We start from the raw sequence: 22811 nt of genomic DNA on the forward strand, positions 1-22811 counted from the left end.
GTGACCGGGGCGGGCCGCCGGGGGGCGCGGCCCGCCTCAGGCCGCGCCGACCTCCGCCGCCCTCGCTGTCTCCTTCTCCGTCCCCCGCGCCGGCTCCTCCCCCGGGAGGCGGCGCATCAGCGCGGCGTAGCCGAACCCGGCCGCCGTACCGACCACCGCGCACAGGCCCCACAGCCACTCCGCGCCGAGCCGGTCGATGACGAAGCCGGACAGCAGCGGCGCGACCAGCGAGGCCACCGACCAGGACAGGGTGTACATGCCCTGGTAGCGGCCGCGCCCGTGCACCGGGGAGAGGCGTACCACGAGGCCGGTCTGGGTGGGCGCGTTGACGATCTCTGCCAGCGTCCACACGCACACCGTCAGCGCGAAGACACCGACCGAGCCCGCGAAGGCGGTCAGCCCGAAGCCGTACCCCGCGAGCAGGGAGGAGACCACCAGCAGCCGGCGCGGATCGCGGTGCTCGATGAAGCGGGTGACCGGTATCTGCAGCGCGACGATCAGCACGCCGTTGACGGCGATCGCCATGCCGTAGTCCGCGGGCGAGAACCCGGCCTCCCCCATGGCGACCGGCAGACCGACGGACCCCTGCTGGAAGACGAGCGCGACGAGGAAGGACAGCCCGACCACGCTCATGAAACGGCCGTCGCGCACGACGGTCCCGAGGCCGACGTCGCCCGCGGCCTCCTTGGCGGTGGGAGCGGGCCGCGACTCGGGCAGCTTCGCGAAGACGACGACCGCGCAGACCAACGTCATCCCCGCCTCGATCAGGAACCCGGCGAGATAGCTGACCTCGGCGATGAAACCCGCCGCCATGGAGGAGACCGCGAAGCCGAGGTTGATCGCCCAGTAGTTGAGGGAGAAGGCGCGCACCCGGTCCTCGGGGCGCACGATGTCGGCCATCATCGCCTGCACGGCGGGACGGGAGGCGTTGCTCGCCATGCCGACGAAGAAGGCGACGACGGCGATGGACACGGGATCCCGCACGAACCCGAGCAGCGCCACGAACCCGGCGGTCGACGTCTGCGCGATCAGCAGGGTGGGCCGCCGCCCGAGCCGGTCGGCCATCACGCCCCCGCCGAGCGAGGAGACGACACCGCCGAGCCCGTGCAGCGAGGCGACGAGACCGGCGTACGAAGCCGAGTACCCACGGTCCAGGGTCAGGTACAGCGCCATGAAGGTGGCGACGAAGGCGCCCAGCCGATTGACGAGCGTGCTCGTCCACAGCCACCAGAACTCGCGGGGAAGCCCCGAGACGGTCTCTCGGGCGGCACGTCTGACGGCGGCGATCGACATGAGGGTCCCCCACGGGCATAGGCGCATGTAAGCGGCTCGAACGGTGATCAGAACTTACAAAGGCGCGGCGCGGAGGGGCCACTCAATTAACAGATGCCGTCAACTGTCGTACGGCGCGGGAACCAGCCGCCGACCGGATGTCCGCCTGCCGGGCGGGCCGTACGAGGGGGCGAATGCGTGGATTACGCTCTGAGGCATGGCCGACGCACCGTACAAGCTGATCCTCCTCCGCCACGGCGAGAGCGAGTGGAACGCGAAGAACCTGTTCACCGGCTGGGTGGACGTCAACCTGAACGAGAAGGGCGAGAAGGAGGCGGTCCGCGGCGGTGAGCTGCTCAAGGACGCCGGCCTGCTGCCCGACGTGGTCCACACGTCCCTCCAGAAGCGCGCGATCCGCACCGCGCAGCTGGCGCTGGAGGCCGCCGACCGCCACTGGATCCCGGTGCACCGCTCCTGGCGCCTGAACGAGCGCCACTACGGCGCCCTCCAGGGCAAGGACAAGGCGCAGACGCTCCAGGAGTTCGGCGAGGAGCAGTTCATGCTCTGGCGCCGCTCCTACGACGTGCCGCCGCCCCCGATCGAGGACGACTCGGAGTTCTCCCAGGCCGACGACCCGCGCTACGCGACGATCCCGCCGGAGCTGCGCCCGAGGACGGAGTGCCTCAAGGACGTCGTCTTCCGCATGCTCCCGTACTGGTACGACGGCATCGTCCCCGACCTCCTGGCCGGCCGCACGGTCCTGGTCGCGGCCCACGGCAACAGCCTGCGCGCCCTGGTCAAGCACTTGGACGGCATCTCGGACGCCGACATCGCCGGCCTGAACATCCCGACGGGCATCCCGCTCTCCTACGAACTGGACGCCGACTTCAAGCCGGTCACCCCCGGCGGCACGTACCTCGACCCGGAGGCGGCCGCGGCAGCGATCGAGGCGGTCAAGAACCAGGGCAAGAAGAAGTAACCCTGACTGATCAGGGCCCCTGCCTGCGGGTCAGCCGCGGGTAGGGGCCTTGGCGCTGCGCCGGGGCCGTGTCCCCGCGAACCACGCGATGATGAACGGGCCGCCTGCGATTTCCGAATCGGAGCCCCGGGAGACCAGCGGTGGCGGTCCGCTCCGGGCGGCGAGGAACCGGGCGTGGACCCCCACGGGTCATACCGCAGATCCCGGGCGTTGTTCAGGCGGCGGCCCGGGAAGCGGCGCGCAGCGGCGCGAGCGCGGCACTCCTGGCGACGACCTGGTCCAGCAGTGTGTCCAGCGCGGTGGCGCTGTGGTGGGCCGGCTTGAGGGTCGTGTAGTTCTCGAACTCGGTCATCAGTGACAGCGTGACCTGCCGGCTCACGCCGGCCATCTGCAGCGCGCCGCAGATCAGCCGTAGTTGTTCGGCCGCCCGGGCGCCGCCGACGACGCCGTAGGAGACGAACCCGGCCGCCTTGTTGTTCCATTCCGCATAGAGGTAGTCGAGGGCGTTCTTGAGAACCCCGGAGGTGGAGCTGTTGTACTCGGGGGTGACCATGACGAACCCGTCGAACGAAGCGATCCTGGCCGCCCAGGCCCGCGTGTGCGCGTGCTGATAGTGGCCGTGCTTGGCCCCCAGCGGCTCGTCCAGGTGGGGGAGCGGATGGTCACGCAGGTCGATCAGCTCGAACTCCGCGTCGGGGCGGCGCGATGCGGTGTCATGGACCCACGAGGCGACCTGTTCGCCGTTGCGGCCCGGGCGGGTGCTGCCGAGGATGATGCCGATCCTGATCATGTCCGATTCCCCTGTTCTGTTTGTGGTGCAACTGTTTGTGGTGCGACGAATCCGTCAGCGGGCGTCCGCGTCCCGCGGGGGCACGTAGCCCGTCAGGGGACTGTCGTCGAGGTACCGGATCTCGTAGACGCGTTCGGTGAACTTCCAGCCGTCCGGGGTGCGCTGGTAGCGGTCGTGGTAGATGGCGTGGTTCACCCCGGACCGGCCGTCGCGGCCGCGCCCGACCTCGGACATGTACGCACGGCCGGACGCGGTGTCGCCGTCGAGCTGGATCAGGCCCGGATGGGTGTTCTGCACCAGGAAGTCCACGAAATCCGGTACCCGTCGGCCCCAGGCGCGGATCTGCTCCTGCCCGGTCATCTCGGCGGGGATGCCGGGCATCCGCCACACGCCGTCCGGTGTGAACAGCGACGCGACACGGTCGTAGTCGCGCATCATCACCGCGTCGGTGAACTCACCGCGCAGCGCCTCGATCTCGACCCGGTCCGCGATCGCCTGAAAGTCGCTCATCGTTTCCTCCCTGTCACACCCACGGGGGATGCCGTGCCGGTGTCAGCAGTACGACGGCGCAGCTCCCGCACATGTCAGGCGAGACGCGACCTCACATTCCGGTGTGCTGTCTCGTCGATCTGGTGAGTGCACATCCGACCGACGCAGGGCAAGGGGAGGACCGTGACCACCGGAGACGATCAGAGCCTGGGCGCGATCATGAGCGAGCGGCGTCATCTGATCAATCTCGCCTACCGGCTGCTGGGCTCCCTGGCCGAGGCCGAGGACGCCGTCCAGGAGACCTACGCCCGCTGGTACGCCATGTCCCGCCAACAGCAGGACGCCGTCGAGTCCCCCGGCGCCTGGCTGACGAAGGTCGCTGGCCGCATCTGCCTGGACCTGCTCGGCTCGGCACGAGCCCGGCGCGAGCGCTACGTAGGTGAATGGATCCCCGAGCCGCTGCCCGAACCCACCCGATGGACCACCGGGCCGGCAGGCAGCGCCACGGCCGACCCGGCCGACCGGGTGACACTCGACGAATCGGTCAACATGGCCTTTCTCGTCGTGCTCGAATCGATGACCCCGGCCGAACGCGTCGCGTTCATCCTGCACGACGTCTTCCGCTACTCCTTCGCCGAAGTCGCCGAGATCGTGGGCCGCACACCCGCCGCCTGCCGTCAGCTGGCCTCCTCCGCCCGCCGCCGCATCCGCGCCTCCCGAACGCCCGCGACCCCGGCGGCCCACCAGGCCGGCATCGTCAGAGACTTCAAACAGGCATGGCAGGCCATGGACATCAGTGCCCTCATCGGCCTCCTCGACCCCAACGCCACAGTGATCGCCGACGGCGGCGGCCTCGCCAGAGCCTCGCTCCACCCCATCGAAGGCAGCGAGCGGATCGCGCACTACCTGACCGACCTCTTCGCCAGGGCACCCGGCACCCTGACCGTCGTGGAACGCACGGTCAACGGCCGGCCCGGCCTGGTCGCTCAGCAGGACGGCCGTACCGTGGCGGTGTACGCGTTCGACATCGCGGGCGATCAGATCACCCACATCTGGGCGGTACTCAACCCCGAAAAGCTCCGCCCCTGGACGACGGGCTGACCCGCGTCTCCGGTCACCCAGCCGTGTTCGTCGCTTCCGGGTGCCGGTCGTAGGGTGCTGTGCGTGGACGGGACCCTGCACTTGCAGACGCAAGAAGACATGGAACTGATCGAGTTGGCCCGGCGCATTGTGGAGGCAAACGGCGACGGGGAGGTGCACACGGTTGGCGCCGCTGTCCGGGATGCCCGGGGACGGATGTTCGGTGGCATCAACCTCTACCACTTCACCGGCGGGCCCTGTGCGGAGCTCGTGGCGCTCGGGCATGCCCGAGCGGCGGGGGCGCGTGACCTGAAAACGATCGTTGCGGTCGGCGACCGGGGCCGCGGCGTGCTCGCGCCGTGCGGTCGCGACCGACAAGTCCTCCTCGATCACCATCCAGGCATCCGCGTCCTGGTGCCGACGCCCGAAGGAGTCCGCAGCGTCTCCGTAGCCGACCTCCTGCCTCACAGCTATGTGTGGGCGGAGCAGGCCGTGTCCTCGGAACCGGGCTGTCATGCGACGGCCAGGCAGTCCTTGCACTTCCATCGGGACTATCTCGACGCCGTCCGCACGGGACGGAAGACGACGACCGTACGCTTCCGGGATCCGGTTGCCACGGGGCCGGTCGACATGGTCTTCGAGCTGGATGAGGAGGTGGTGCTCGACGGTGTCGTCACGCAGATCACTTCGAAGAAGGTCGGCGAGCTGACCGAGCAGGACGCCATCGCCGACGGATTCCGCGATCTCGCAGAACTCCACGACAGGCTGCGGTACCACTACCCCCACATCCGTTCCGCCGATGACATCGCCATCGTCCACTTCCGCTTGGCTGACGCGTGACCCGTGGGTGTGGGATGTGAACCCGCGGCGGCTCGGGCCACGACGGTTGAGGTCAGTACGGTCAGCGAAGGAGACCTGCGGTCGAATTTTGCCTCAGCAGATCTCGAAACCCCAGGTCAGTGGCGTGACGCGGTTGTTCCCGTCCGGATCTGTGCCGACGGCCACAGCAAACGGGTTACAGATAGGCTCATACTGAGCCATGACAAAGCCTGCTGCACCGAAGCGTCATCTGCCCACCAGCCCCTTCAAGGCCCCGGTCACACCGGCTCCCAAGCACTTCGCCATGGGCGACCAGGTCACACATGACGTGTACGGCCTCGGCCGGGTGATCGGCATCGAGGACGGAATCGCGACGCTGGTGGATTTCGGCTCGGCACAAGTGCGGATCTTGAGCCCCTACGCCAAGATGACCAAGCTGTAGGACCGCTGTGCCCGGTCACGGCACACCAGGCCCCTTCAGGGACCTGTACCGAAAGAGAGACCTCTCATCGATCTGACGCCTCTGTTCTCCGCCCCGGACGGGCAACCCCGCTGCTCCACTGCAGCATCGCCGCCTCCGACGACGAACCCCTTCCAGGCCCCTGCCTTGGGGCAGGACGAGACCTTGCCGCTCGAGGGCGTACAGGAGTCCGCCTCGGGCGAGTTGCGGTACAGCAGCGAAGTACACAATGACCGACCTCGGTAGAGCTACGGATCAGAGGGTGCCCGTGCCCCACCTGTGCCCGATCTTGCGGAAACCAGGGTGACGAGCGGGTAGCGCGCTGCGAACTGTTCGCGGCGGAGCGCCCATGCCGATGCTCGCCCGAGTGGCCCGGCTCGGAGACGACGGCGCACGGGCACATGCTCTCGGCTCAGCCTTCCAGCCACTACAGCGTTCTCACGAACCCGGAGCTCGGTCCGTTCGTCGCGCGCTGCACCGGTTGTCGGGCTCGCTATCCCCACTCTTGGTGATCCCGCAGGGTGAGCCGATGCCTTTCGACTGGGCTCGCGATTGAGTCGGACCGTCTCTGTGCCGTCCGAGGTCGCTCGGCGGCGGTCGACGACGATCAACAAGGGGACGCCTATCAGGACCCGAGAAGGCCCGGTTCCGGCTGCTCCCTCACTTCCGCCTGAGCTCCCGCACCGCGGAGGGCCGCGAGGCCAGTTCGAGGTGGGCGACATTCTGCGGGTCAGCTGCCCGTCGGCGCGTACACGAGTTGTGCACGCGACCCCTCATTACATCTCGATCGAGTGGCCATGGGCCCAGATTGATCCGGAATCCGTATACGGGGGGAACGGCCAACGGGCGATTCCGCGTACCGAGGGCGCCTCCGAGTGCGTCACAGCCGATGGCGGGCTGCTGCCTCAGGCTGAAGAAGAAGCCGTCCACCGAGCCGGGCCGGCCACGGCCGCCCGGTGCGGACGCCGGACGGCCCGGGTGTGGAACCCGGGCCGTCCCAGGGGTCGGCAGGTGGCGACCCCCTGGTGCAGTGCCGTCGCGTCAGCCGTGCCGACTTGCCTCAGCCAGGGCGGACACGAAGCGCAGGGCGTCCACCGTGCCGACCCCGGTGGCCATGTCGTAGCCCTTGACGGCCTTGTAGCCGGTGACGCCCTCATAGCTGTTGTCCGTGCCGTCGTTGACGTCGACGATGCCGGAGTTCTTCTGCCTGAGGATGCCGTACAGCGCCCCGTTGATGTTGCCCACCCGGTGCCCGGCCGCCTGGTCGGCGAGGGCGATGATGCCCGAGAAGAGGGGGCTCGCCTCGCTGGTGCCGCCGGAGACGTCCCAGCCGGTGGCGGTCGGGTCGAAGCTGGAGTAGACCCAGGCGCCGCCGTTGACCGCGGCGGCCATCGACACGTCCGGGGTGCCGCGGCGGGTGCCGACGACGTTCTTCACGCCGTTCTGGAAGCCCGGACGGGTGAAGACGTGGGACTGGCCGCCGCCGCCCGCGCCGTAGTCGTTGTAGACGCTGTCCGGCTTGACGCGCTGCCCCTCGTCGTTCAGGTGGAGCTGGGTGCCGCCGATGGAGGTGACCAGCGGGTCCGAGGACGGCCAGGAGTTGACGCGCTTCTTGTAGTAGGTCTTGCCGTCCGCCATGAGGTCCGTGGCGCCGCCGTCACCGGAGGAGGCGAGGACCGTCACGTGCTTGCGGTTGGCGTCCTGGAAGGCGTAGCGCAGGTTCTTGATGCTGGAGAAGTCGCCCTTGTCGAAGCCCGGGAACGTGTTCTCGGTGGCACCGAAGCTCTGGCTGATGACGTCGCCGACCCCGTGGTCGATCAGGTACTTCTCGGCGTTCATCATCTCCGGGAGGCCGGTGGTGCCTTCGGTCTCGGAGACCGCCGTCTCCACCAGGACGATCTTGGCGTCGGGCGCCACGGCGTGGGCCATCTCGACGTCCAGGGAGGTCTCGCCGGCCCAGCCGGTCATGTCGGAGTTCTTCGGGTCGAAGGGAGGCACCTTGCCCCACTTGACCAACTTGATCTTGGTGCTGGGCAGGCCGAACTGCTTGCTGTAGACGTCGAGGTCATGCTGGACCGTCGGGGAGCCGAACGAGTCGACGATGACGATGGTGCGCCCCTTGCCCGTGATGCCCTTCTTGTACAGCGGGTCGAGGTTGTACGCGGTGCGGTACTGGAGCGGGTTGTAGCAGGCGATGTGCCACTTGGCCTGGCACTGCTCGCTGGTGAGCGGGCTGGCCACACCATGGACGAGCGTGTGCCCGACGACGGCCGGAACCGCCTTGGTGTGCGGTACGGCGGCGGGCGCGGCGGTGGTGACGCCGGCCAGCGGAGCGGTCACCAGCGCGGCGACGGCGAGGGCGGCGGTGGCGGCCGTGGAAGCCGCGACACCCCGCCCGGTACGGGCTATGTGCATGAATCCCCCTTAGTGGTCCGGAGTCGCACGAAGTGGTCTCCGGACATCCCACCCACTGAGTCATGCACAGGACAAGGTCGTTGAACCGTAGATGCCATATCCTTTACAGGTCCGGGGGACAGTCCCGGCGTCAGAGTTATCCACAGGCCGGTCCGGCGGCCTGTCCCGCCCCCTTACTCTCGTAGGCATGTCAACCCGCGTCGCGTCCCGCCCCGTGGGTACGGTGACGCGCGGGACCACCAATCCGAATCGGCTGCGCCGGATGGATCGCTGGATCGCAGCGGTCCATGGGGCCGAGCTTCGTCGTGCGGCGGAGCCCGTGGCCGTCGACCTCGGGTACGGGGCCGCGCCCTGGACCGCGGTCGAGTTGCTGCGGCGACTGCGTGCCGCCGCGCCCCGCACCCGGGTCGTCGGGGTGGAGATCGAGCCCGCCCGAGTTGCGGCCGCGCAGCCGTACGCCCGTGAGGGGCTGGTCTTCCGGCACGGCGGGTTCGAGGTGCCCGTGCCTGGGCGGCCCTCGCTCATCCGGGCGGCGAACGTCCTGCGGCAGTACGAGGAGGGCGAGGTCGCCGCCGTCTGGGAGCGGCTGTGCTCCCGGCTCGCCCCCGCCGACCCGGCGTCCGGCTCCCGCGGCGGGCTGCTCGTCGAGGGCACGTGCGACGAGATCGGCCGCCGTCATGTGTGGGTCGCCCTCGGCCCCGAGGGTCCGCGCACCGTGACGTTCGCCACCCGGCTCGGTTCCCTCGACCGCCCGTCCGACCTGGCCGAGCGGCTGCCGAAGGCGCTCATCCACCGCAACGTCCCGGGCGAGCCCGTGCACGCCTTCCTGCGCGACTTCGACCGCGCCTGGGCCGCCGCCGCACCCTACGCCGCGTACGGCGCGCGCCAGCGCTGGATACGCACCGTCCGCCGGCTGACGGCGGACTGGCCGGTCACCGACGGCCCGGCGCGCTGGCGCCAGGGGGAAGTCACCGTGGCCTGGGGGGCCTTGGCGCCCCGCACATGACCCCTGCCCGACCTGCGGGGAACGATCTCCCTGAGTGCTTCGTCACACTCGCGGGAAGATCGCCGTACGCGGGTCGGTGACAGGGGAGGGAGATCGTCGTACGAGGTGCGGCAGGTGGGGGAGTTTTTTGCGCGGTTAAGTCCCGCCTCTGTCACTTTGCGTCCGAGCGTGGCACGATCCCCAGACGTCTCGTAGGTTACTGACGGTAAATCAGCTTTGGGGGAAAGGTATGGGATCCGGGAAGCGGGCCCTGATCACGGCGGCCATCGCTCTGGTCTGCACGGTCACCGTGCTGGGCACACCGGGCGCGGCGTACGCGAGCCCGGAGCGGCCGGACCCGAGACCCACCCCGTCCGACGGCTCGGCCGCGGCCACGGCATCGACGTCGGCGTCGACGTCGACGTCGACATCCGCATCGGCATCGGCGTCCGACGAGGTTCTCGAATCGGTCCGCAGAAAGCTGGACGCGCTGTACCACGACGCGGCGGTCGCCACCGACGCCTACAACGCGGGCGAGGAGAAGGCCGAGAAGCAGTCGGCGCAGATCGTCCGGCTGGCCCGGGAGATCGTCAGGGGCCAGGAGAGGCTGGCCGAGCTGAAGGACCGTGCGGGCGCCGCGGCCCGCGCCCAGTACCGCGGCGGCGGCCTGCCGCCCGAGATGCGGCTCTGGCTCAGCCGTGACCCCCAGGAGTTCCTGGACGAAGCGGGCATGGTCCGCCAGGGCGAACACGCGACCACGGGACTGATCGCCGAGTTGACCCGTACGCAGGAGGACTTGAAGCAGTACGCGAGCGACGCCGCCGACGAGTGGAAGAGGCTCGACGCCAACCGCAAGGCCAAGGCCGAGGCCAAGAAGGAGATCGAGAAGCAGATCGCCGCCGCCGAGGAGCTGCAGTCCCGGCTGAAGAAGCAGGAGCGGGAGCGACTGCAGAAGCTGGAGGAGCAGGCCGCCCACCAGGCACAGACCGCCTGGCTCGACTCCGGGATACTGAAGGAGATTCGCGGCAGAGCGTCCGAAGAGGGGCAAAAGGCCGTACGGTTCGCGACCGACCAGATCGGTAAACCATACGTATGGGGAGCAGAAGGGCCGAAATCGTACGACTGCTCGGGGCTGACGTCCCAGGCCTGGGCCGCGGCCGGCGCGCCCATCCCCCGCACCTCGCAGGAGCAGTGGAAGCAGCTCAAGCACGTGGACATCAAGGACATGCGCCCCGGAGACCTGATCATCTACTTCTCCGACGCCAGCCATGTGGCGATGTACATCGGCGACGGCGCGATCGTCCACGCCCCGCGTCCGGGGCGGACGGTGACGATCGCGGGGGCCGGGTCCATGCCGATCCTCGGGGTGGTGCGCCCGGACGCCGACTGAACCGGACGCCGACACGGAAACAGAGTCGAGTCATGACGTGACCCGCCCCACGTGACGCGGCCCACCTCCCTCGGGTTGAAACCTGGGCGGGACGTGACTTTCGTCATCCTCGCCGGGATGGTTCCGTGTCCAACTGCGGTTGGGGATGCGGCATATGACGATGGCCGGTTGCACCACCCCACCCCGTCGGGCATTCCATTGCGGCCTCGGCTACCGCTATGGTCCCCGTCGGTGGGTCGAGTCCCTCGTCCCACCGTGCCCTCGGGGGGAGGGAAGGAACCCAAGACGATGCCCGTACCCGTGCCGCGGCCCCGAGCGATCCCGGCCGTGGAGGGTGGTCAGGCTCAAGCCGCGTCCCTGCCCGGCGCTCAGACCGCTCAGACCGCACAGGGGCCGTCCGCCCGTGCCAAGGCCCAGACCGACACGCTCACCCTGCTCGTGATCGAGGACGATCCGGCCGGTTCGCCGATCGTGCCCGAGATGCTCGACTCGGCAGGCCGCCCCATACGGCTGCGCACCGCCCGCAACCTCACCGAGGCCGAGCGGCTGCTCACCGACGACGTCCACTGCATCCTGCTGGACCTCGCACTGCCCGCGCCCGGCCGGGCCGCCGCGGAGGACGACGAGTTGGCCGTGCTGCGGCACGTGCTGCAGCTCGCCCCCCGCCATGCCGTGCTCGCGCTCACCGCGTCCGGTGACGCGGAGCGGGGTGCCGAGGCCGTGCGCGTAGGCGCTCAGGACTACCTGTTCCGCGAAGAACTGGACGGGCGGCTGCTGAGCCGTGCGATCCGGTACGCGGTCGAACGCAAGCGGTCCGACACGGCCGAGCGGCGGCTGACCGAGTCCAAGCTGCGCGCGCAGGAGAACGCCCGCCTGGAGCGCGGCCTGCTGCCCACGCCGCTGCTCGACGGGTCCTCGCTGCGGTTCGCCGCCCGCTACCGGCCCGGCCGTTCGCGTGCCCTGCTCGGCGGTGACTTCTACGACACGGTGCGCACGCCGGACGGCACGGTGCACGCGATGATCGGTGACGTGTGCGGGCACGGCCCGGACGAGGCGGCGCTCGGCGTGGAGCTGCGCATCGCCTGGCGTGCGCTGACGCTGGCGGGGCTGTGCGGGGACGAGCTGCTGTCCACCCTGCAGCAGGTCCTGGAGCATGAGCGGGACAACGACGAGATATTCGCCACGCTGTGCACGGTGGACATCGCGCCGGACGGCCGTCGCGCCGGGCTGTGCCTGGCCGGCCACCCGGCCCCGCTGATCGCGCGCCCCAACCTCCCCCAAGCTCTCGGCTCCGCTCGAGCAGGGGGGAACCCCATCGCCGAGCTGCTGCCGTACGACAACAACGGCCCCGCGCTCGGCCTGCTGCCGGGTGCGCGCTGGCCGCGGATGCAGGTGGAGCTGGGACCGGTCTGGAGCCTGATGCTCTACACCGACGGACTGATCGAGGGCCGGGTCGGGCAGGACGGGGAGCGCCTGGGGCAGGACGGCATGGTGGAACTGGTCCGCCGCCGGCTGGCCGAGGGCCTGACGGGCGAGGAACTGCTGCGCGCGACGGTCAACGAGGTCCGCGACCTCAACGGAGGGGAGCTGGCGGACGACGTGGCGGTGGTCCTGCTCGACCGGGCGCCGTAAGCCACGGCGGCAGGTCGGACCAAGGCGGACCGCCGCCTACCACCCGCCGCTGCACGGCCCGCACGGACCGCCCGTCGCTGCACAGCCTGTACGGAACCGCCGCCGGTGTACGGCCCGACCAGGCCGTCCGCCGCCTACCGCCCGCCGTTGTACGGCCCGTACGGACCGTCGCTGCTGCTCCCCCGGCGACGACGGCCCCAGCCGCCGCCCGAGACCTGCTTGAGGGCGGGGCGGACGTCCACGAAGAAGACGATCGTGGCGACGAGGCCGGCGAGCTGTAGGAAGAGCATCGGCACGAACAGGTTCACCGCGACCGCGATGCCGAGGATGATCAGCCAGAAGCCCTTGTTCTGCTTGTCGGCGGCGCGGTACGCGTCCTGCCGGTACAGCACGGCCATGGCCAGCGCCACCACGGCGAGCACCAGCATGGCGGTGAAGAGCAGCCACATCAGGCCGCCGAATGCCGTCATCAGCACAATGCCCACCACCCGAGTCGAGTCGTCTCTACGGCCAACCGTACCCGCCTGCGGCCACCGCGTACCCGCACAACGGGCCGGGCACCTCGGAAGTGCCCGGCCCGTCGTCCGTCATCCGTCATCCGTCACGCGGCCCCCGCCGGGGTCACGGGTTCCTCACTTGGTCGGCGGCGTGGTCTTCTTCGCCACCGGCTTGCGGGCCGCCGGGGCCGTCTTCTTCGCCACCGGCTTCTTGTCCTCGGCGAGCTCGGCCTTGGGGGCCTCGGCCGGCTGCGGCTCGGCCTTGACCTCGACCGGCTCGGGCTTGCCCTCGACGGCGACGGCCAGGTCCTCGATCCCCTCGGCGGCCTCGCCGCGCCAGGTCTTCACGGCCTGCTCGCCGTGCTCGGCGACCTTCTCGTAGGTCTCCCGGGCCTTGACCGCGTACTCGGCGGCGACGCCCACACCCCGCAGCGCGAGGTCCTGCGCCGTCTCGCCGAGCTTCTTCAGGTCGGCGTCCAGGCTGCTGCCGAACTTCTTGAGGTCCGAGTCGAGGCTGCCGAAGAACTCGCCCACCTTGGTCTGGATGGTCGACTGCGTCTCCTTGACGCGGGCGCCGGCCTCCTTGGCGCGGGCCGCGGCCTTCTCCTGGACCGCCTTCGGGTCGGTGTTGCGGACGGCCTCGAGGCGGGCCGGGGCCTCGGCGCGCAGCTGCTCGACCAGCGCGGGCACCTTCTTGGCCTGCTTCAGGGCCAGGTCGGCGGTGCCGGCGGCGAAGTAGAGCGGGGTGGGGTCGCTGAGGGTCTTGCGCAGGTCGTCGGTGATGGCCATGGGATGGTCCTCCCGTTTCGGCTTTGTTGAGGGTTTTGGGCGGTCCGCGGGACGTCGAGCCGTCGTCCCGGTGGTCCGGTCGCTGTCCGTGGTCCCGGTGTCCCGGTCAGCCGGCTGCCTGCCGCGGACCGGCATCGCTGCCGTCGGCCGTGCGGGGGCCGGCGTCGGCGGTGTCCTGGGCGTCGTCCATGCCGTGCGCCTCCTGAGACTGCTGAGTCTCGCGAGTCCGAGCCTCCTGAACCGCCTGGCCGTCCTCGTCCGCCGCGCCCGCCCGGGCGATCTCGAAGCCGTTCTCCTTGCGGAACGACTCGTAGATCTGCAGCAGCACCTGCTTCTGCCGCTCGGTCAGCGTGGGATCGGCGAGGATGACGGCGCGCGTCTCCACCTCGTCCCGGTCCCGCTCGGCGTCGAGGATGCCGGCCCGCACGTACAGCGTCTCGGCGGAGATCCGCAGCGCTTTGGCGACCTGCTGCAGCACCTCCGCGCTCGGCTTGCGCAGCCCGCGCTCGATCTGGCTCAGATACGGATTGGACACGCCGGCGGCGTCGGCGAGCTGCCTGAGCGACAGCTGCGCGTTGCGCCGCTGCTCACGCAGGTACTCACCGAGATTGCCGACGTTCAGCGATGGCATGCCTCCACCTTGCCCCATAAGCGCTAACAATTGCAAGCATCTGCTTGCAAAAGTGCGCCACGCCACGGAAAGGTCGTCACCATCGCCGTCCGAGGCATCGCCGTCCGAGGCATCGCCGTGCGCGGCGGCGCACCATCGCCGGCACCACCGCCGTCAAGGGCGTCGCGACACCGCCGTCCATCCCACACCCGCCGTGCCCGGGTCCGTGGGAGGCGCTGGTGCGCGGACGGGTGACGTCATAAACCGTTGGCGCCGGCTCGCGTACCCCGATAACGTGCCGCCCATGACTGCCGGGTCGGCCTTGGGCCGTTCACGAGTGGGGCACCCGGCCTCCGAGTGAGGCGGGGGCGGGCGAGAGGCCCGCCGTTCTTCTTCTGTTCCAGACGCGTATCGCCATCCCACCACGCCGAACAGAAGAAGGCAGAGACAGCAGAGCATGCCCAACCCCTTCAACCAGCAGATCATCGACGAGTTCCGCGCCCACCGCGGCCGCGTGGGCGGCCCCTTCGAGGGCGCCCGGTTACTGCTCCTCACCACCACCGGCGCCCGCACCGGCACCCCGCACACCACCCCCCTCGGCTACTACCCCGACGGCGGCGAGCGCGTCCTCGTGATCGCCTCGGCCGGGGGCGCGCCGCGGCACCCCGACTGGTTCCACAACCTCATGGTGCATCCTCAGGTCACCGTGGAGACGGGCGTGTTCACCTACGAGGCGACCGCGGTCGTCCTGGACCGCGCCGCGCGCGACGAGGCCTTCGCCCGCGCCGTCGAGTCGGACCCCGGCTGGGCCGAGTACCAGGCGAAGACGGACCGTGTCATCCCGGTCGTCGCCCTCCGGGCGAATCCGAGGCCGGGCCCGCCGCGCATCGAGGCGTCCTCTCCCGGTGAGGCCATCAGGGCGGTCCATGACGTCTTCCGCCGCGAGCTGGCCCTGATCAGGAAGGAGTTCGCGGCCTCGGGAGGCGGCTCCGCCCTGGGCGCACAGCTCCGGATCAACTGCCTGACCCTCTGCAAGGGCCTGGGCAACCACCACGCCGGCGAGGACATCGCCCTGTTCCCCTCCCTCGAAGGCCGCCACCCCGAGCTGGCGCCGGCCTTCGACCGGCTGCGCCGCGAACACGAGCGGATCGCCGCCCTCCTGGGCGACCTGCGCCGGGTCGTGTCGGCACCCGACGCGGACCGGGCCCGTGCCCTGCCCGAGGTGGAACGCCTCACCGACGAGCTGGAGGCGCACCTGGCCTACGAGGAGGAGCGGTTGATCCCCCTGCTGGGATGACCCTGCCGAACTCACCTTGCCGAACTCACCTTGCCGAACTGACCTTGCTGGAGGGACCCAGCCAGGTGGCCCGCAAGGGTGACCTGCCAGGATGGCCCGCCGGGGTGATCGCCACGCCGGTGGGGCATCCCGCCCCCGCCCGGGGGCAACACGCCTCACGGGGATGCCGAGCCTGCGCCTTGTGTGCTCATCTCCGACAGGTCATGGGCGGCTTCCCAGAGCGTCTCGAACAGTCTCCTGCGCTCGTCGATGACCGTGCGGGCCTTGGCGCCGTCATCGCGGTGCCAGCGCGTCAGCCGGGCGTCGTATCCCACGAGGTCCAGCAGCCGCTCACCGTTGTCGCCGCCGGCCTGTCGGGACGGGTCGGCCGACGGGGGGCCGAAGCGCCGTATGTCCACCTTGTCGTAGAGCCCTTCGAAGGCCTGATCGTCGTTGATGAGGCAGAGCTTCAGCGTGGGAGACATGTGCACCACTCGGAACTCGACATGCAGAACGCCCCGCCCGCTGTCCTCCAGCCTGCCGATCATCTCGCGCATCTCGCGGTTGTAGCGTCCGATCTTGTCGACCAGATCCCGTCGGAACTCGGGTGCGTCCGTCACCTTGCCGTCGCTCTTGATCATCCCGGGCACCTCGATGGGCTTGGTGAAGTCCGGGACGAGCAGCCGTACGCGTACCACTCTCTCCGGATCACGAGGCAGGCCCTGCAGCATGGGGCGCAGCGGGACGACGACGGTCTCTCCGGTGAAGCCCATGGCGGCGATGTGGGTCTCGCGCGCCTCGAGCGCCTGCCTGAAGTGGGTCTCCAGTTCCCGTGCGGAGACGCTCTTGCCGCTCTGCAGCCGTTGTTCCTCGGTCAGCCGCTGTACCGCACCACTCAGCCGCTCGAGTTCGGACTGGAGCCGGGCCGCCAGGGCGCGTTGCTCCTCGTGAACGGCATGCAGGCGCAGGACCTCGTCCTCGAGCCGCGCCGTTCCCGCACGTCCCTCCTCATGTGCCGTGTTCAGCCGCTGCACCTCGGCATACAGCACGTATCCGACGAGACTGAGCAGCGCACCGCCGAGGTAGGCCTTGTCCTGGAGGGCGTCACCGAGCGGCTTGACGAACTGTGCCAGGAGACCGATCAGAAAGATCCCTAGGAGCAGCAGCCGGGTCAACGCGCTCTCCATGCGCGCCCAGTGCGCTGCCCACTGACGCCACGACCGCCTTCCCTCCGACACCCAAGTACCCCAAAGAGTCGGCACGTTGACCATGCACGTTCATGGTGCCTCGATCAAGCCCGGTCAGGAAGGGCACGCGGCAATGGCTTCCGACAGCGTCGTCAGGCGGCGGACGACCAGGTCGGCTCCCGCCGCCTGCAGTGGTGCCGCCTTGCGTTCGTTGCGGGCGTAGCCGACGAAGCGGACCTCGGCCTCCCTGGCGGCGAGGAGATCCGCCACCGTGTCCCCGATGAGCACGGCGTCGTCCGCCCTGGCATCCAGCCCTTCCCGGGCACGGTTCAGGCAGTCCGGGTGGGGCTTCATCAGCCGGGGATCACCGGTCCGTCCGTACACGTGGTCGCCGAAGTACTGTGCGAGTCCCACCCTTCGCAGGTACACGGTGACGGCAGCCGGCGAGTTGTTCGTCGTCACAGCGATGCGTACACCCGCGGCCGACAGTCCGCGCACGAAGGCGTCGGCCGCGGGTGTGGGCCACGCTCTGGTCGCAGCCTCCTTCTCGCGCATCGTGATCAGCGCCTCCAGCCCCTGGACCAGACGGCTGCCGCGACGCTCCCGGTCCACTGCCCGCAGCACCACGTGCGGGTCGATGGACTCGCGGGCCTCACAGCTGAGGAGCGCTCCCTCACCCGCTCGATCGACGATCTCCCTGAGTTCTCGCGCGACCGGCTCGGACGAGCCCTTGGGGAAGAGGCGGCAGAGCGGTCCGTCGAAGTCGAAGAGCACACACCGTCCGGTCAGCACCCACTCGGCCACCTCACGGATCCGGTCCGGTTCCTCCGGCTCACTGAGCTCGTAGTGATCTCCGTCCGACACGGCACCCCATTGGTCGTCCTCGGTCATCCTGACGCATCCACTCTCCCGGCAAACCCAGGAGCGACAACACCGACCGGTTCGGCTGCCCGCCGCGCCGCCGAGCGGCCGCTCCCTCACCCCGGTGAGGAGGAGAGGATGTTCCTGGCGTGCCACTCGCGCAGTGCCTCGATGACACGCCTCTCATCGGGTACCTCTATCAACTGCAGAGGCTCCCGGGCCGTGCGGATCGCCGCGCGGATCCTGGCCGCCGCCCGTCGAAAGTCATCCGCCTCCGGCTCCTCGGGAACGCTGAGAGCCGCGCGCATGACGTCGGGAAACACGGACTGAGCGTGCTCGAAAGCCAGGTAGATCGCCAGGTCGTCGAGGCCCGCGGTCAGTACGCCATGCCCGGCGCGGACCATGGCCTCACCCCAGAGATCCGTCATGCGTTCCTGCGCCCTCTTGCCGTATCGCATCCGCACCAAGTGCGTCGCGAGATCGTGCAACGGATCGCCGTACATCGCCAGTTCCCAGTCTATGACGGTCAAGCGGCCACGGCGGACAACGACGTTGGACCGGTGCACATCGGTGTGAAGCAGGCGAAAGGGCCGTGGGGTCAGACCCCCGTGAGCTTTCCTGAACGTGGCCATCGCGTTGTCGGGGATGAGGACACTGTCGAAGAGGGAACCGAAACGGTCCCGGTGTGCTTGGTGGACCCGCTCCTCGGTGAAGTCGACCAGCCAGTGCAGAAATCCCTCACTGTCCCCGTCCTCCGGCCACCCTTTCGGCCTCGCCGGCAACTCGTCCACCGGAATGCTCGCAGTCGCGGCGAAGAACTCCGCAAACGCTCGCATGACGCGTTCGCCCACGTCACCACCGGGGTGGAGTTCCGCCAGCACCCGGCCCTTCCGGTAGGAGTGCAGCGACCACTCACCGAAGTCGGCGAGACACCGGGGGACCTGCCGGATGTGACGGGACACGACACGCAGTACTTCGGCTTCGCGCGGCCAGATCCGGGGAACGACCTCGACCGTCTCCAGCGGCACCCTCACCTTCCCCCGGGCGAACGGCGGGACGCCCAGGAGCACTGCAAGCCCGAGGCCCAGGGGCACGACGTAGTTGATGTTGTGGTGGCCCTTGACCACAACACAATCGCCGCGTCGTCGCCGTGACTCCAAGAGCCGCTGCACGAGTGCCCGACGCGCCCTGTGAGGCAGAGGGGACGGCATGGCCGCAGAGAGTAGCGCCTCGGCAGGCAGTCACCTGACGCCGTGCCACCATCCGGACGAGGGAGAAAACAGTTCCTGGAAGAGCCGGTTGGTGCACTCTTCCCGCCTAGCTCGCGACCAGCGGCACCTTGAGGTCGGGTTCCAGACTGTCCCACAGGCTGTTGAACCATTTCCGGCTGTCGTCGACGAACGACATGTCGCGGTCACCGTTGCGGGCGTCGAAGGAGAAGAGCAGCGACCGTGTTCCCGGTGTGTCCCGCAACGGCGTCGCGGCACCGTCGATGTCCTCGGTCCGTGCCGCGATGTGGTAATGGGCGAAAAGGACTTCCGTCTCGTTGAGCAGGTAGATTTTGTGATATGGCGTGTTCCTCACGACGCGGAACCTCACCCGGGCGTCGATTTTGTACTGCACGCGCAGCCTGTCGAACTGCCTCCAGAGCACGTTGACCTGGCTGACGTGCTGTTCCTCGGAACGCTTGTGGACGGCGGCGTCGGCGTCCTCGTCCGCCCCCCAGCCCCCCAGAGGAGCGGGGTAGAAGAGCCTGTGCTCCTTGGCCGGCAGGATGATGCGCGCCTCGACCGACCTGGGTTCGGCACGGTGCGAGGCAACCAGACGCAGGGGGGCGTCCATGGAGCGCATCAGCGTCTCAGCCGTGAGACAGATGGCGTCGATCTGTACGTGCGAGGTCTGGAACGCCGCCTCCAGGCGGTGCGGCAGGCCCACCAGGGCCAGAGCGGGCTGTGGCTCCTCACGGGAGACGGCCGGCTCGGCGACGCGGGGGGTACTTCCCCTTCCGGTCATGTGGAGAAGCCCGTCCTCCTGCAACACACGCTGGGCATCACGCACCACCGTGCGCGTCACACGGAGTTCCTCGGCCAGCTTCTGCTGGGACGGCAGCCTGCCGCCGGTCTTCAGCTCGCCGTTCCTGATCCGCTCGCGCAGGACGTCGGCGACCTGTTGAGGCGAGAGTCCTCTGCTGTCGCTCACTGCCACACTCCTGCCGCCTAGCCGTTCATGCCAACCCGTGACAACTTTACGTCGGTTGGCAACCAACTCGTGCGGTTCTGTGCGCAACCAGTCGGGAGGCAGGCGTCTGGCACCTGGTGACAGGTGTCGGCCTTCAGCCGCTCGGCCGGCCTTGGCGACTCCGGTCGCGCCATCCGTGCCAGCGCGCCAGCTCGCCTTCGACCTCCTCCAGGCTCGGCAGGGATTCCAGGGCCAGCGGCCGGGCGGCGGACGCCAGCACCTGCCGCACCCTCATGGCCTGCTGCCTCAGGACGGTGGAGCCGGCCCCTGGCCGGGACGCGACGAACTCGATCGCACGCACGATGTCGGTGAAGACGGACTGGGCCCGCTTGAAGTCGAGAAGTCGGGGCAGGTCCTCTTCCCAGCCCCCGGAACTGCCGGGCAGCTCCTCCTCCATGGCCTCGCACCACCGCTTGGCCATCAGGTCGTGCTGCGCCTTCGGGTAACGCATCAGGTAGAGATGGGTGGCCAGATCGTAGAGGGGGTCGCCGACCATGGCCAGCTCCCAGTCGATGGTCCACAGCCGCCGGTGGTCGTCGACGACGAAGTTCTCCCGGTGCAGATCGCCGTGCAGCAGACAGAAGGGCCGCTGGTGCAGGCCGGCGACATGCCTTCTGAGCCTGCTGAAGCAGTCCGCGTCCACGCCCAGGCAGGCGAACAGGCCCGGAAACCTGACCGCGTTCTCCCGGTACACGCGTTCTTCGGCGAAATGGATCAGACGGTCCAGGAATCCCGCGCTGTCACCCTCGGCCGGCCGGCCATCGGGGCCGTATACGCCTTCCACGTCGAGCGACCACTGGGACACCCGCGCCAACTGGCGGAACAGGTGCAGGACCTGCACAGCGACGTCTTCGGGGACCTCTTCTCCCGACGCGTGCAGCGAACCCAGCGTCCGTCCCTCGATGAACCTCTGCAGACACACTCCGTCGACCACGTCGATGAGCTCCGGAATGGCCGCGACACGGCCCTGAAGCGCACGGAGCAGTCTCACCTCCGAGACGAAGCTGCGGCGGTCGAACCAGAGCAGGTTGCTCCGCGGCTCCCGCAACTTGCCCCGGATCGGACGCGGGCCGACGGCCTCGGCAGGGAGGGGAATCACATACGTCTCGTGGTGGTAACCCTCGAGCGGACCCTCGACCACGCCAGGGTCGCCACTGATCTCGACGGCGCGCTCCCGCACCGGAGAGGAGCCACGTTCGGCCGGCATTGTCCGTCCCTTGACCTGAGAGCGCACCACCGGTGCGGCAGCGGAGGAGCAAGGTACTCCGGCGCGGATGGGCATGGTGTCGGAAAGGGGGTGTCTCAACGTGTCCGACCGACGTCGTCCCGCAGCACGCGCAGGACCGGCTCCAGGGCGCTCACGACCACCTCGGCACCCGCGGCGCGCAGGAGTTTCTGTTTGCGCTCGTTGCGCGCGTAGCCGAGGAACGGAACGCCGGCCTGCTCGGCGGCTTGCAGATCAGAGGGGCTGTCGCCGATCATCAAAGCCGTTTCACCGGCGGCTCCCATGGCCCGCAGAGCGCGGATCAGGTGGTGCGGATCCGGCTTCTGCCGGTGGAGTTCACGGGTGCGGCCGTAGATGTGCGGGGCGAAGCAGTCGACGAGTCCGCGGCTCTTCAGATACGCGCTGACCGCGCGCGCCGAGTTGTTGCTGGTGATCGCCAGTCGCGCGCCCAGGGCCGCCCAGGTGCGTATCAGTGGATCGGCGTACGCGGTCGGCTGCGCGGAGACGACGGCCCTCAGCTCCTGCTGGGTGAGCCTCTCCTCCATGGCCGCCACCAGATCGCTGCCCCGGTGCCGGGCGTCCATCATGGGCAGAAGCACGTACGGATCCGGCTGCGAACGTTCCTCCTGCGTCAGTTGCCAGAGGAGCCCCTGCCGCTCGAGCCAGTCCATCATGTCCTGCGAGACCAGTTCCGCCGAGTGACCCGCGAACAACCGGCAGATCGGCCCGTCGAAGTCGAAGAGCACGAAGCGCGCACCGGTGATCAGTTCACGCAGTCTCCCTGTCTCTGCCGCCATCGGATCGGTCCGCGTCGTATCAGAAGTCACCAGGAAAGTGTCAGGTCCGTGGTGATGGTTTCCCAGAGGGCGTCGAACCACTGCTGTGACTGGTCCACGAACGCCGCGTCACGCTGGCCCGCTCGGCGTTCGAAGGAGAAGAGGAGGGACTCGGTGCCGAGGGTGTCGTACATCTCGAGGGTCTGGCTGTTCACCTCCTCCTCGCGCCTGGTGAGCATGTAGTAGGCGATCAGCGCCTCCGTGCCGTTGAGGAGGTACAGCTTCACCGGCGGGGTGAAGGGCAGGGCCCGGAAGGTCACACGGACGTCGATGCTGTGCGAGGAACGCAGGGCCTGGAGGTTGTGGCGCAGGACGTGGCCCTGGGCGTTGCGCTGTTCCAGCCAGCGTTGGTGGACCGGGTCCTCGTCGTCGCCGGGGTCGACCGAGATCGGGAACGCCAGGTTGATCTTCCGGGAGGGCAGCAGGATCCGCACGTCGATCGACCGGGGCCGGACGCGGCCCTCGTGGATCAGCCGGAGGGGCTCGCCGAGCGCCAGCATCAGGGTCTCGGCGGTCAGGCAGGCGGCGTCGATACGCACCTCAGGGGCGGCGAAGGCCTCCGCGAGCCTCGCTGCCAGCGCCACCATGGTCGGCTGCGGTTCGTCGCTGACCGGCTGGGACCCGGCGATCGTGGGCGGGCTGCCCTTGCTGACGTTGGTGAGCAGCCGCTCTTTCTGCAGGACGCGCAGCGCCTGGCGGACCGTGCCCCGCTCCACGCCGAACTCCTCAGCCAGTTCCGCCTGGGTCGGCAGGCGCTCGCCCGGCTTCAGCTCGCCGGTGCGGATCCGGGTCCGCAACGCGTCGGCGATCTCCTGGGCCGAGAGCCTTCCGCTGCCGTTCACTGCGACGTTCTCCTGAGTCACGACCAAACGCTACAACCCCCGTCCATCCACCGGGAGTTGTTTAAATGTTGTTTATAGGTGCCGACCAACTGGGGATAACTTGAGTGTAGTTGGTTGCCAACTCGGAAGAGTTGGTGGA

22 protein-coding genes are annotated in these 22811 nt (G+C 69.2%); 8 read left to right on the forward strand and 14 right to left on the reverse strand.

Going from position 1 to position 22811, the window contains the following annotated elements; all coding sequences use genetic code 11:
• Nucleotides 1-36: 36 nt before the first annotated feature.
• Nucleotides 37-1293 carry an MFS transporter gene (locus AB0N14_RS20995; RefSeq protein WP_366027201.1) on the reverse strand — a complete coding sequence of 419 codons (1257 nt, stop codon included), beginning with the start codon at nt 1291-1293 and terminating at the stop codon, nt 37-39.
• A gap of 196 nt (nt 1294-1489) precedes the next feature.
• Here AB0N14_RS20995 and AB0N14_RS21000 point away from each other — a divergent pair, with 196 nt between their 5' ends.
• A complete protein-coding gene (locus tag AB0N14_RS21000) occupies nt 1490-2251 on the forward strand; it encodes a phosphoglyceromutase (RefSeq protein ID WP_366027202.1) in 762 nt (253 codons plus the stop codon).
• Nucleotides 2252-2465: 214 nt separating this feature from the next.
• Here AB0N14_RS21000 and AB0N14_RS21005 read toward each other — a convergent pair whose 3' ends face one another.
• The gene (locus AB0N14_RS21005; protein WP_366027203.1) at nt 2466-3041 is read right to left on the reverse strand and encodes an NAD(P)H-dependent oxidoreductase; all 576 of its coding nucleotides are present in this window, start codon (nt 3039-3041) and stop codon (nt 2466-2468) included.
• Between the two features lie 54 nt (nt 3042-3095).
• Nucleotides 3096-3551: a nuclear transport factor 2 family protein gene (locus AB0N14_RS21010; protein WP_366027204.1), complete on the reverse strand. Its 456-nt coding sequence runs from the start codon at nt 3549-3551 to the stop codon at nt 3096-3098.
• Between the two features lie 198 nt (nt 3552-3749).
• On the opposite strand from AB0N14_RS21010, the gene sigJ reads away from it, so the two are divergent.
• The 3 genes from sigJ to AB0N14_RS21025 all read left to right on the forward strand — a co-directional run bounded on the left by sigJ (nt 3750) and on the right by AB0N14_RS21025 (nt 5871).
• Nucleotides 3750-4631, forward strand: a complete 882-nt coding sequence (gene sigJ, locus AB0N14_RS21015; protein WP_366027277.1) for an RNA polymerase sigma factor SigJ — start codon at nt 3750-3752, stop codon at nt 4629-4631.
• Between the two features lie 63 nt (nt 4632-4694).
• On the forward strand, nt 4695-5450 hold the full coding sequence (locus AB0N14_RS21020; protein ID WP_366027205.1) for an ASCH domain-containing protein: 756 nt from the start codon (nt 4695-4697) through the stop codon (nt 5448-5450).
• 199 nt (nt 5451-5649) lie between these two features.
• Nucleotides 5650-5871, forward strand: a complete 222-nt coding sequence (locus tag AB0N14_RS21025; RefSeq protein WP_200420795.1) for a hypothetical protein — start codon at nt 5650-5652, stop codon at nt 5869-5871.
• A gap of 1059 nt (nt 5872-6930) precedes the next feature.
• On the opposite strand, the gene AB0N14_RS21030 is transcribed toward AB0N14_RS21025, so the two are convergent.
• Complete coding sequence (locus AB0N14_RS21030; protein WP_366027206.1) at nt 6931-8304, reverse strand: S53 family peptidase; 1374 nt, start codon at nt 8302-8304, stop codon at nt 6931-6933.
• A gap of 187 nt (nt 8305-8491) precedes the next feature.
• On the opposite strand from AB0N14_RS21030, the gene AB0N14_RS21035 reads away from it, so the two are divergent.
• The 3 genes from AB0N14_RS21035 to AB0N14_RS21045 all read left to right on the forward strand — a co-directional run bounded on the left by AB0N14_RS21035 (nt 8492) and on the right by AB0N14_RS21045 (nt 12311).
• Entirely contained in the window at nt 8492-9310 is an 819-nt protein-coding gene (locus AB0N14_RS21035) for a class I SAM-dependent methyltransferase (RefSeq protein WP_366027207.1), read from the forward strand.
• Nucleotides 9311-9539: 229 nt separating this feature from the next.
• Nucleotides 9540-10679: an NlpC/P60 family protein gene (locus AB0N14_RS21040; protein ID WP_366027208.1), complete on the forward strand. Its 1140-nt coding sequence runs from the start codon at nt 9540-9542 to the stop codon at nt 10677-10679.
• Between the two features lie 288 nt (nt 10680-10967).
• Entirely contained in the window at nt 10968-12311 is a 1344-nt protein-coding gene (locus AB0N14_RS21045) for a SpoIIE family protein phosphatase (RefSeq protein WP_366027209.1), read from the forward strand.
• A 134-nt stretch (nt 12312-12445) separates the two neighbouring features.
• On the opposite strand, the gene AB0N14_RS21050 is transcribed toward AB0N14_RS21045, so the two are convergent.
• The 3 genes from AB0N14_RS21050 to AB0N14_RS21060 form a co-directional block, all read right to left on the reverse strand.
• Nucleotides 12446-12787 carry a DUF2516 family protein gene (locus AB0N14_RS21050; RefSeq protein ID WP_366027278.1) on the reverse strand — a complete coding sequence of 114 codons (342 nt, stop codon included), beginning with the start codon at nt 12785-12787 and terminating at the stop codon, nt 12446-12448.
• A 156-nt stretch (nt 12788-12943) separates the two neighbouring features.
• Nucleotides 12944-13597, reverse strand: coding sequence for a hypothetical protein (locus tag AB0N14_RS21055; protein ID WP_366027210.1), 654 nt, complete (start codon nt 13595-13597; stop codon nt 12944-12946).
• Between the two features lie 106 nt (nt 13598-13703).
• Nucleotides 13704-14228 (reverse strand): helix-turn-helix transcriptional regulator, encoded by a 525-nt coding sequence (locus tag AB0N14_RS21060; RefSeq protein ID WP_366027211.1) that lies wholly within the window; start codon nt 14226-14228, stop codon nt 13704-13706.
• A gap of 436 nt (nt 14229-14664) precedes the next feature.
• On the opposite strand from AB0N14_RS21060, the gene AB0N14_RS21065 reads away from it, so the two are divergent.
• A complete protein-coding gene (locus tag AB0N14_RS21065; protein WP_366027212.1) occupies nt 14665-15504 on the forward strand; it encodes a nitroreductase/quinone reductase family protein in 840 nt (279 codons plus the stop codon).
• Between the two features lie 155 nt (nt 15505-15659).
• On the opposite strand, the gene AB0N14_RS21070 is transcribed toward AB0N14_RS21065, so the two are convergent.
• From AB0N14_RS21070 to AB0N14_RS21100, 7 genes are all read right to left on the reverse strand, one after another.
• Nucleotides 15660-16670: an ATP/GTP-binding protein gene (locus tag AB0N14_RS21070; protein ID WP_366027213.1), complete on the reverse strand. Its 1011-nt coding sequence runs from the start codon at nt 16668-16670 to the stop codon at nt 15660-15662.
• A 114-nt stretch (nt 16671-16784) separates the two neighbouring features.
• Complete coding sequence (locus AB0N14_RS21075; RefSeq protein WP_366027214.1) at nt 16785-17561, reverse strand: HAD family hydrolase; 777 nt, start codon at nt 17559-17561, stop codon at nt 16785-16787.
• A gap of 86 nt (nt 17562-17647) precedes the next feature.
• The gene (locus AB0N14_RS21080; RefSeq protein ID WP_366027215.1) at nt 17648-18658 is read right to left on the reverse strand and encodes an aminoglycoside phosphotransferase family protein; all 1011 of its coding nucleotides are present in this window, start codon (nt 18656-18658) and stop codon (nt 17648-17650) included.
• A 190-nt stretch (nt 18659-18848) separates the two neighbouring features.
• Nucleotides 18849-19730 (reverse strand): GntR family transcriptional regulator, encoded by an 882-nt coding sequence (locus tag AB0N14_RS21085; protein ID WP_366027216.1) that lies wholly within the window; start codon nt 19728-19730, stop codon nt 18849-18851.
• Nucleotides 19731-19863: 133 nt separating this feature from the next.
• The gene (locus tag AB0N14_RS21090) at nt 19864-20976 is read right to left on the reverse strand and encodes a phosphotransferase (RefSeq protein ID WP_366027217.1); all 1113 of its coding nucleotides are present in this window, start codon (nt 20974-20976) and stop codon (nt 19864-19866) included.
• A 95-nt stretch (nt 20977-21071) separates the two neighbouring features.
• On the reverse strand, nt 21072-21872 hold the full coding sequence (locus AB0N14_RS21095) for an HAD-IA family hydrolase (RefSeq protein WP_366027218.1): 801 nt from the start codon (nt 21870-21872) through the stop codon (nt 21072-21074).
• On the reverse strand, nt 21818-22699 hold the full coding sequence (locus AB0N14_RS21100) for a winged helix-turn-helix domain-containing protein (protein WP_366027219.1): 882 nt from the start codon (nt 22697-22699) through the stop codon (nt 21818-21820). The genes AB0N14_RS21095 and AB0N14_RS21100 overlap by 55 nt, the downstream gene beginning before the upstream one ends.
• Nucleotides 22700-22811 lie beyond the last annotated feature (112 nt).

Origin of the sequence: Streptomyces sp. NPDC051104 (genome assembly GCF_040682835.1) — a bacterium.
In the GTDB taxonomy this organism is placed as follows: domain Bacteria; phylum Actinomycetota; class Actinomycetes; order Streptomycetales; family Streptomycetaceae; genus Streptomyces; species Streptomyces cynarae.

Coding starts and splice junctions, on each gene's coding strand:
- AB0N14_RS21090 (WP_366027217.1), bottom strand. CDS start 20,976: ATGCCGGCCGAACGTGGCTCCTCTCCGGTGCGGGAGCGCGCCGTCGAG.
- AB0N14_RS21075 (WP_366027214.1), bottom strand. CDS start 17,561: ATGACCGAGGACGACCAATGGGGTGCCGTGTCGGACGGAGATCACTAC.
- AB0N14_RS21025 (WP_200420795.1), top strand. CDS start 5,650: ATGACAAAGCCTGCTGCACCGAAGCGTCATCTGCCCACCAGCCCCTTC.
- AB0N14_RS21010 (WP_366027204.1), bottom strand. CDS start 3,551: ATGAGCGACTTTCAGGCGATCGCGGACCGGGTCGAGATCGAGGCGCTG.
- AB0N14_RS21040 (WP_366027208.1), top strand. CDS start 9,540: ATGGGATCCGGGAAGCGGGCCCTGATCACGGCGGCCATCGCTCTGGTC.
- sigJ (WP_366027277.1), top strand. CDS start 3,750: ATGAGCGAGCGGCGTCATCTGATCAATCTCGCCTACCGGCTGCTGGGC.
- AB0N14_RS21030 (WP_366027206.1), bottom strand. CDS start 8,304: ATGCACATAGCCCGTACCGGGCGGGGTGTCGCGGCTTCCACGGCCGCC.
- AB0N14_RS21065 (WP_366027212.1), top strand. CDS start 14,665: ATGCCCAACCCCTTCAACCAGCAGATCATCGACGAGTTCCGCGCCCAC.
- AB0N14_RS21005 (WP_366027203.1), bottom strand. CDS start 3,041: ATGATCAGGATCGGCATCATCCTCGGCAGCACCCGCCCGGGCCGCAAC.
- AB0N14_RS21000 (WP_366027202.1), top strand. CDS start 1,490: ATGGCCGACGCACCGTACAAGCTGATCCTCCTCCGCCACGGCGAGAGC.
- AB0N14_RS21035 (WP_366027207.1), top strand. CDS start 8,492: ATGTCAACCCGCGTCGCGTCCCGCCCCGTGGGTACGGTGACGCGCGGG.
- AB0N14_RS21070 (WP_366027213.1), bottom strand. CDS start 16,670: ATGGAGAGCGCGTTGACCCGGCTGCTGCTCCTAGGGATCTTTCTGATC.
- AB0N14_RS21045 (WP_366027209.1), top strand. CDS start 10,968: ATGCCCGTACCCGTGCCGCGGCCCCGAGCGATCCCGGCCGTGGAGGGT.
- AB0N14_RS20995 (WP_366027201.1), bottom strand. CDS start 1,293: ATGTCGATCGCCGCCGTCAGACGTGCCGCCCGAGAGACCGTCTCGGGG.
- AB0N14_RS21055 (WP_366027210.1), bottom strand. CDS start 13,597: ATGGCCATCACCGACGACCTGCGCAAGACCCTCAGCGACCCCACCCCG.
- AB0N14_RS21060 (WP_366027211.1), bottom strand. CDS start 14,228: ATGCCATCGCTGAACGTCGGCAATCTCGGTGAGTACCTGCGTGAGCAG.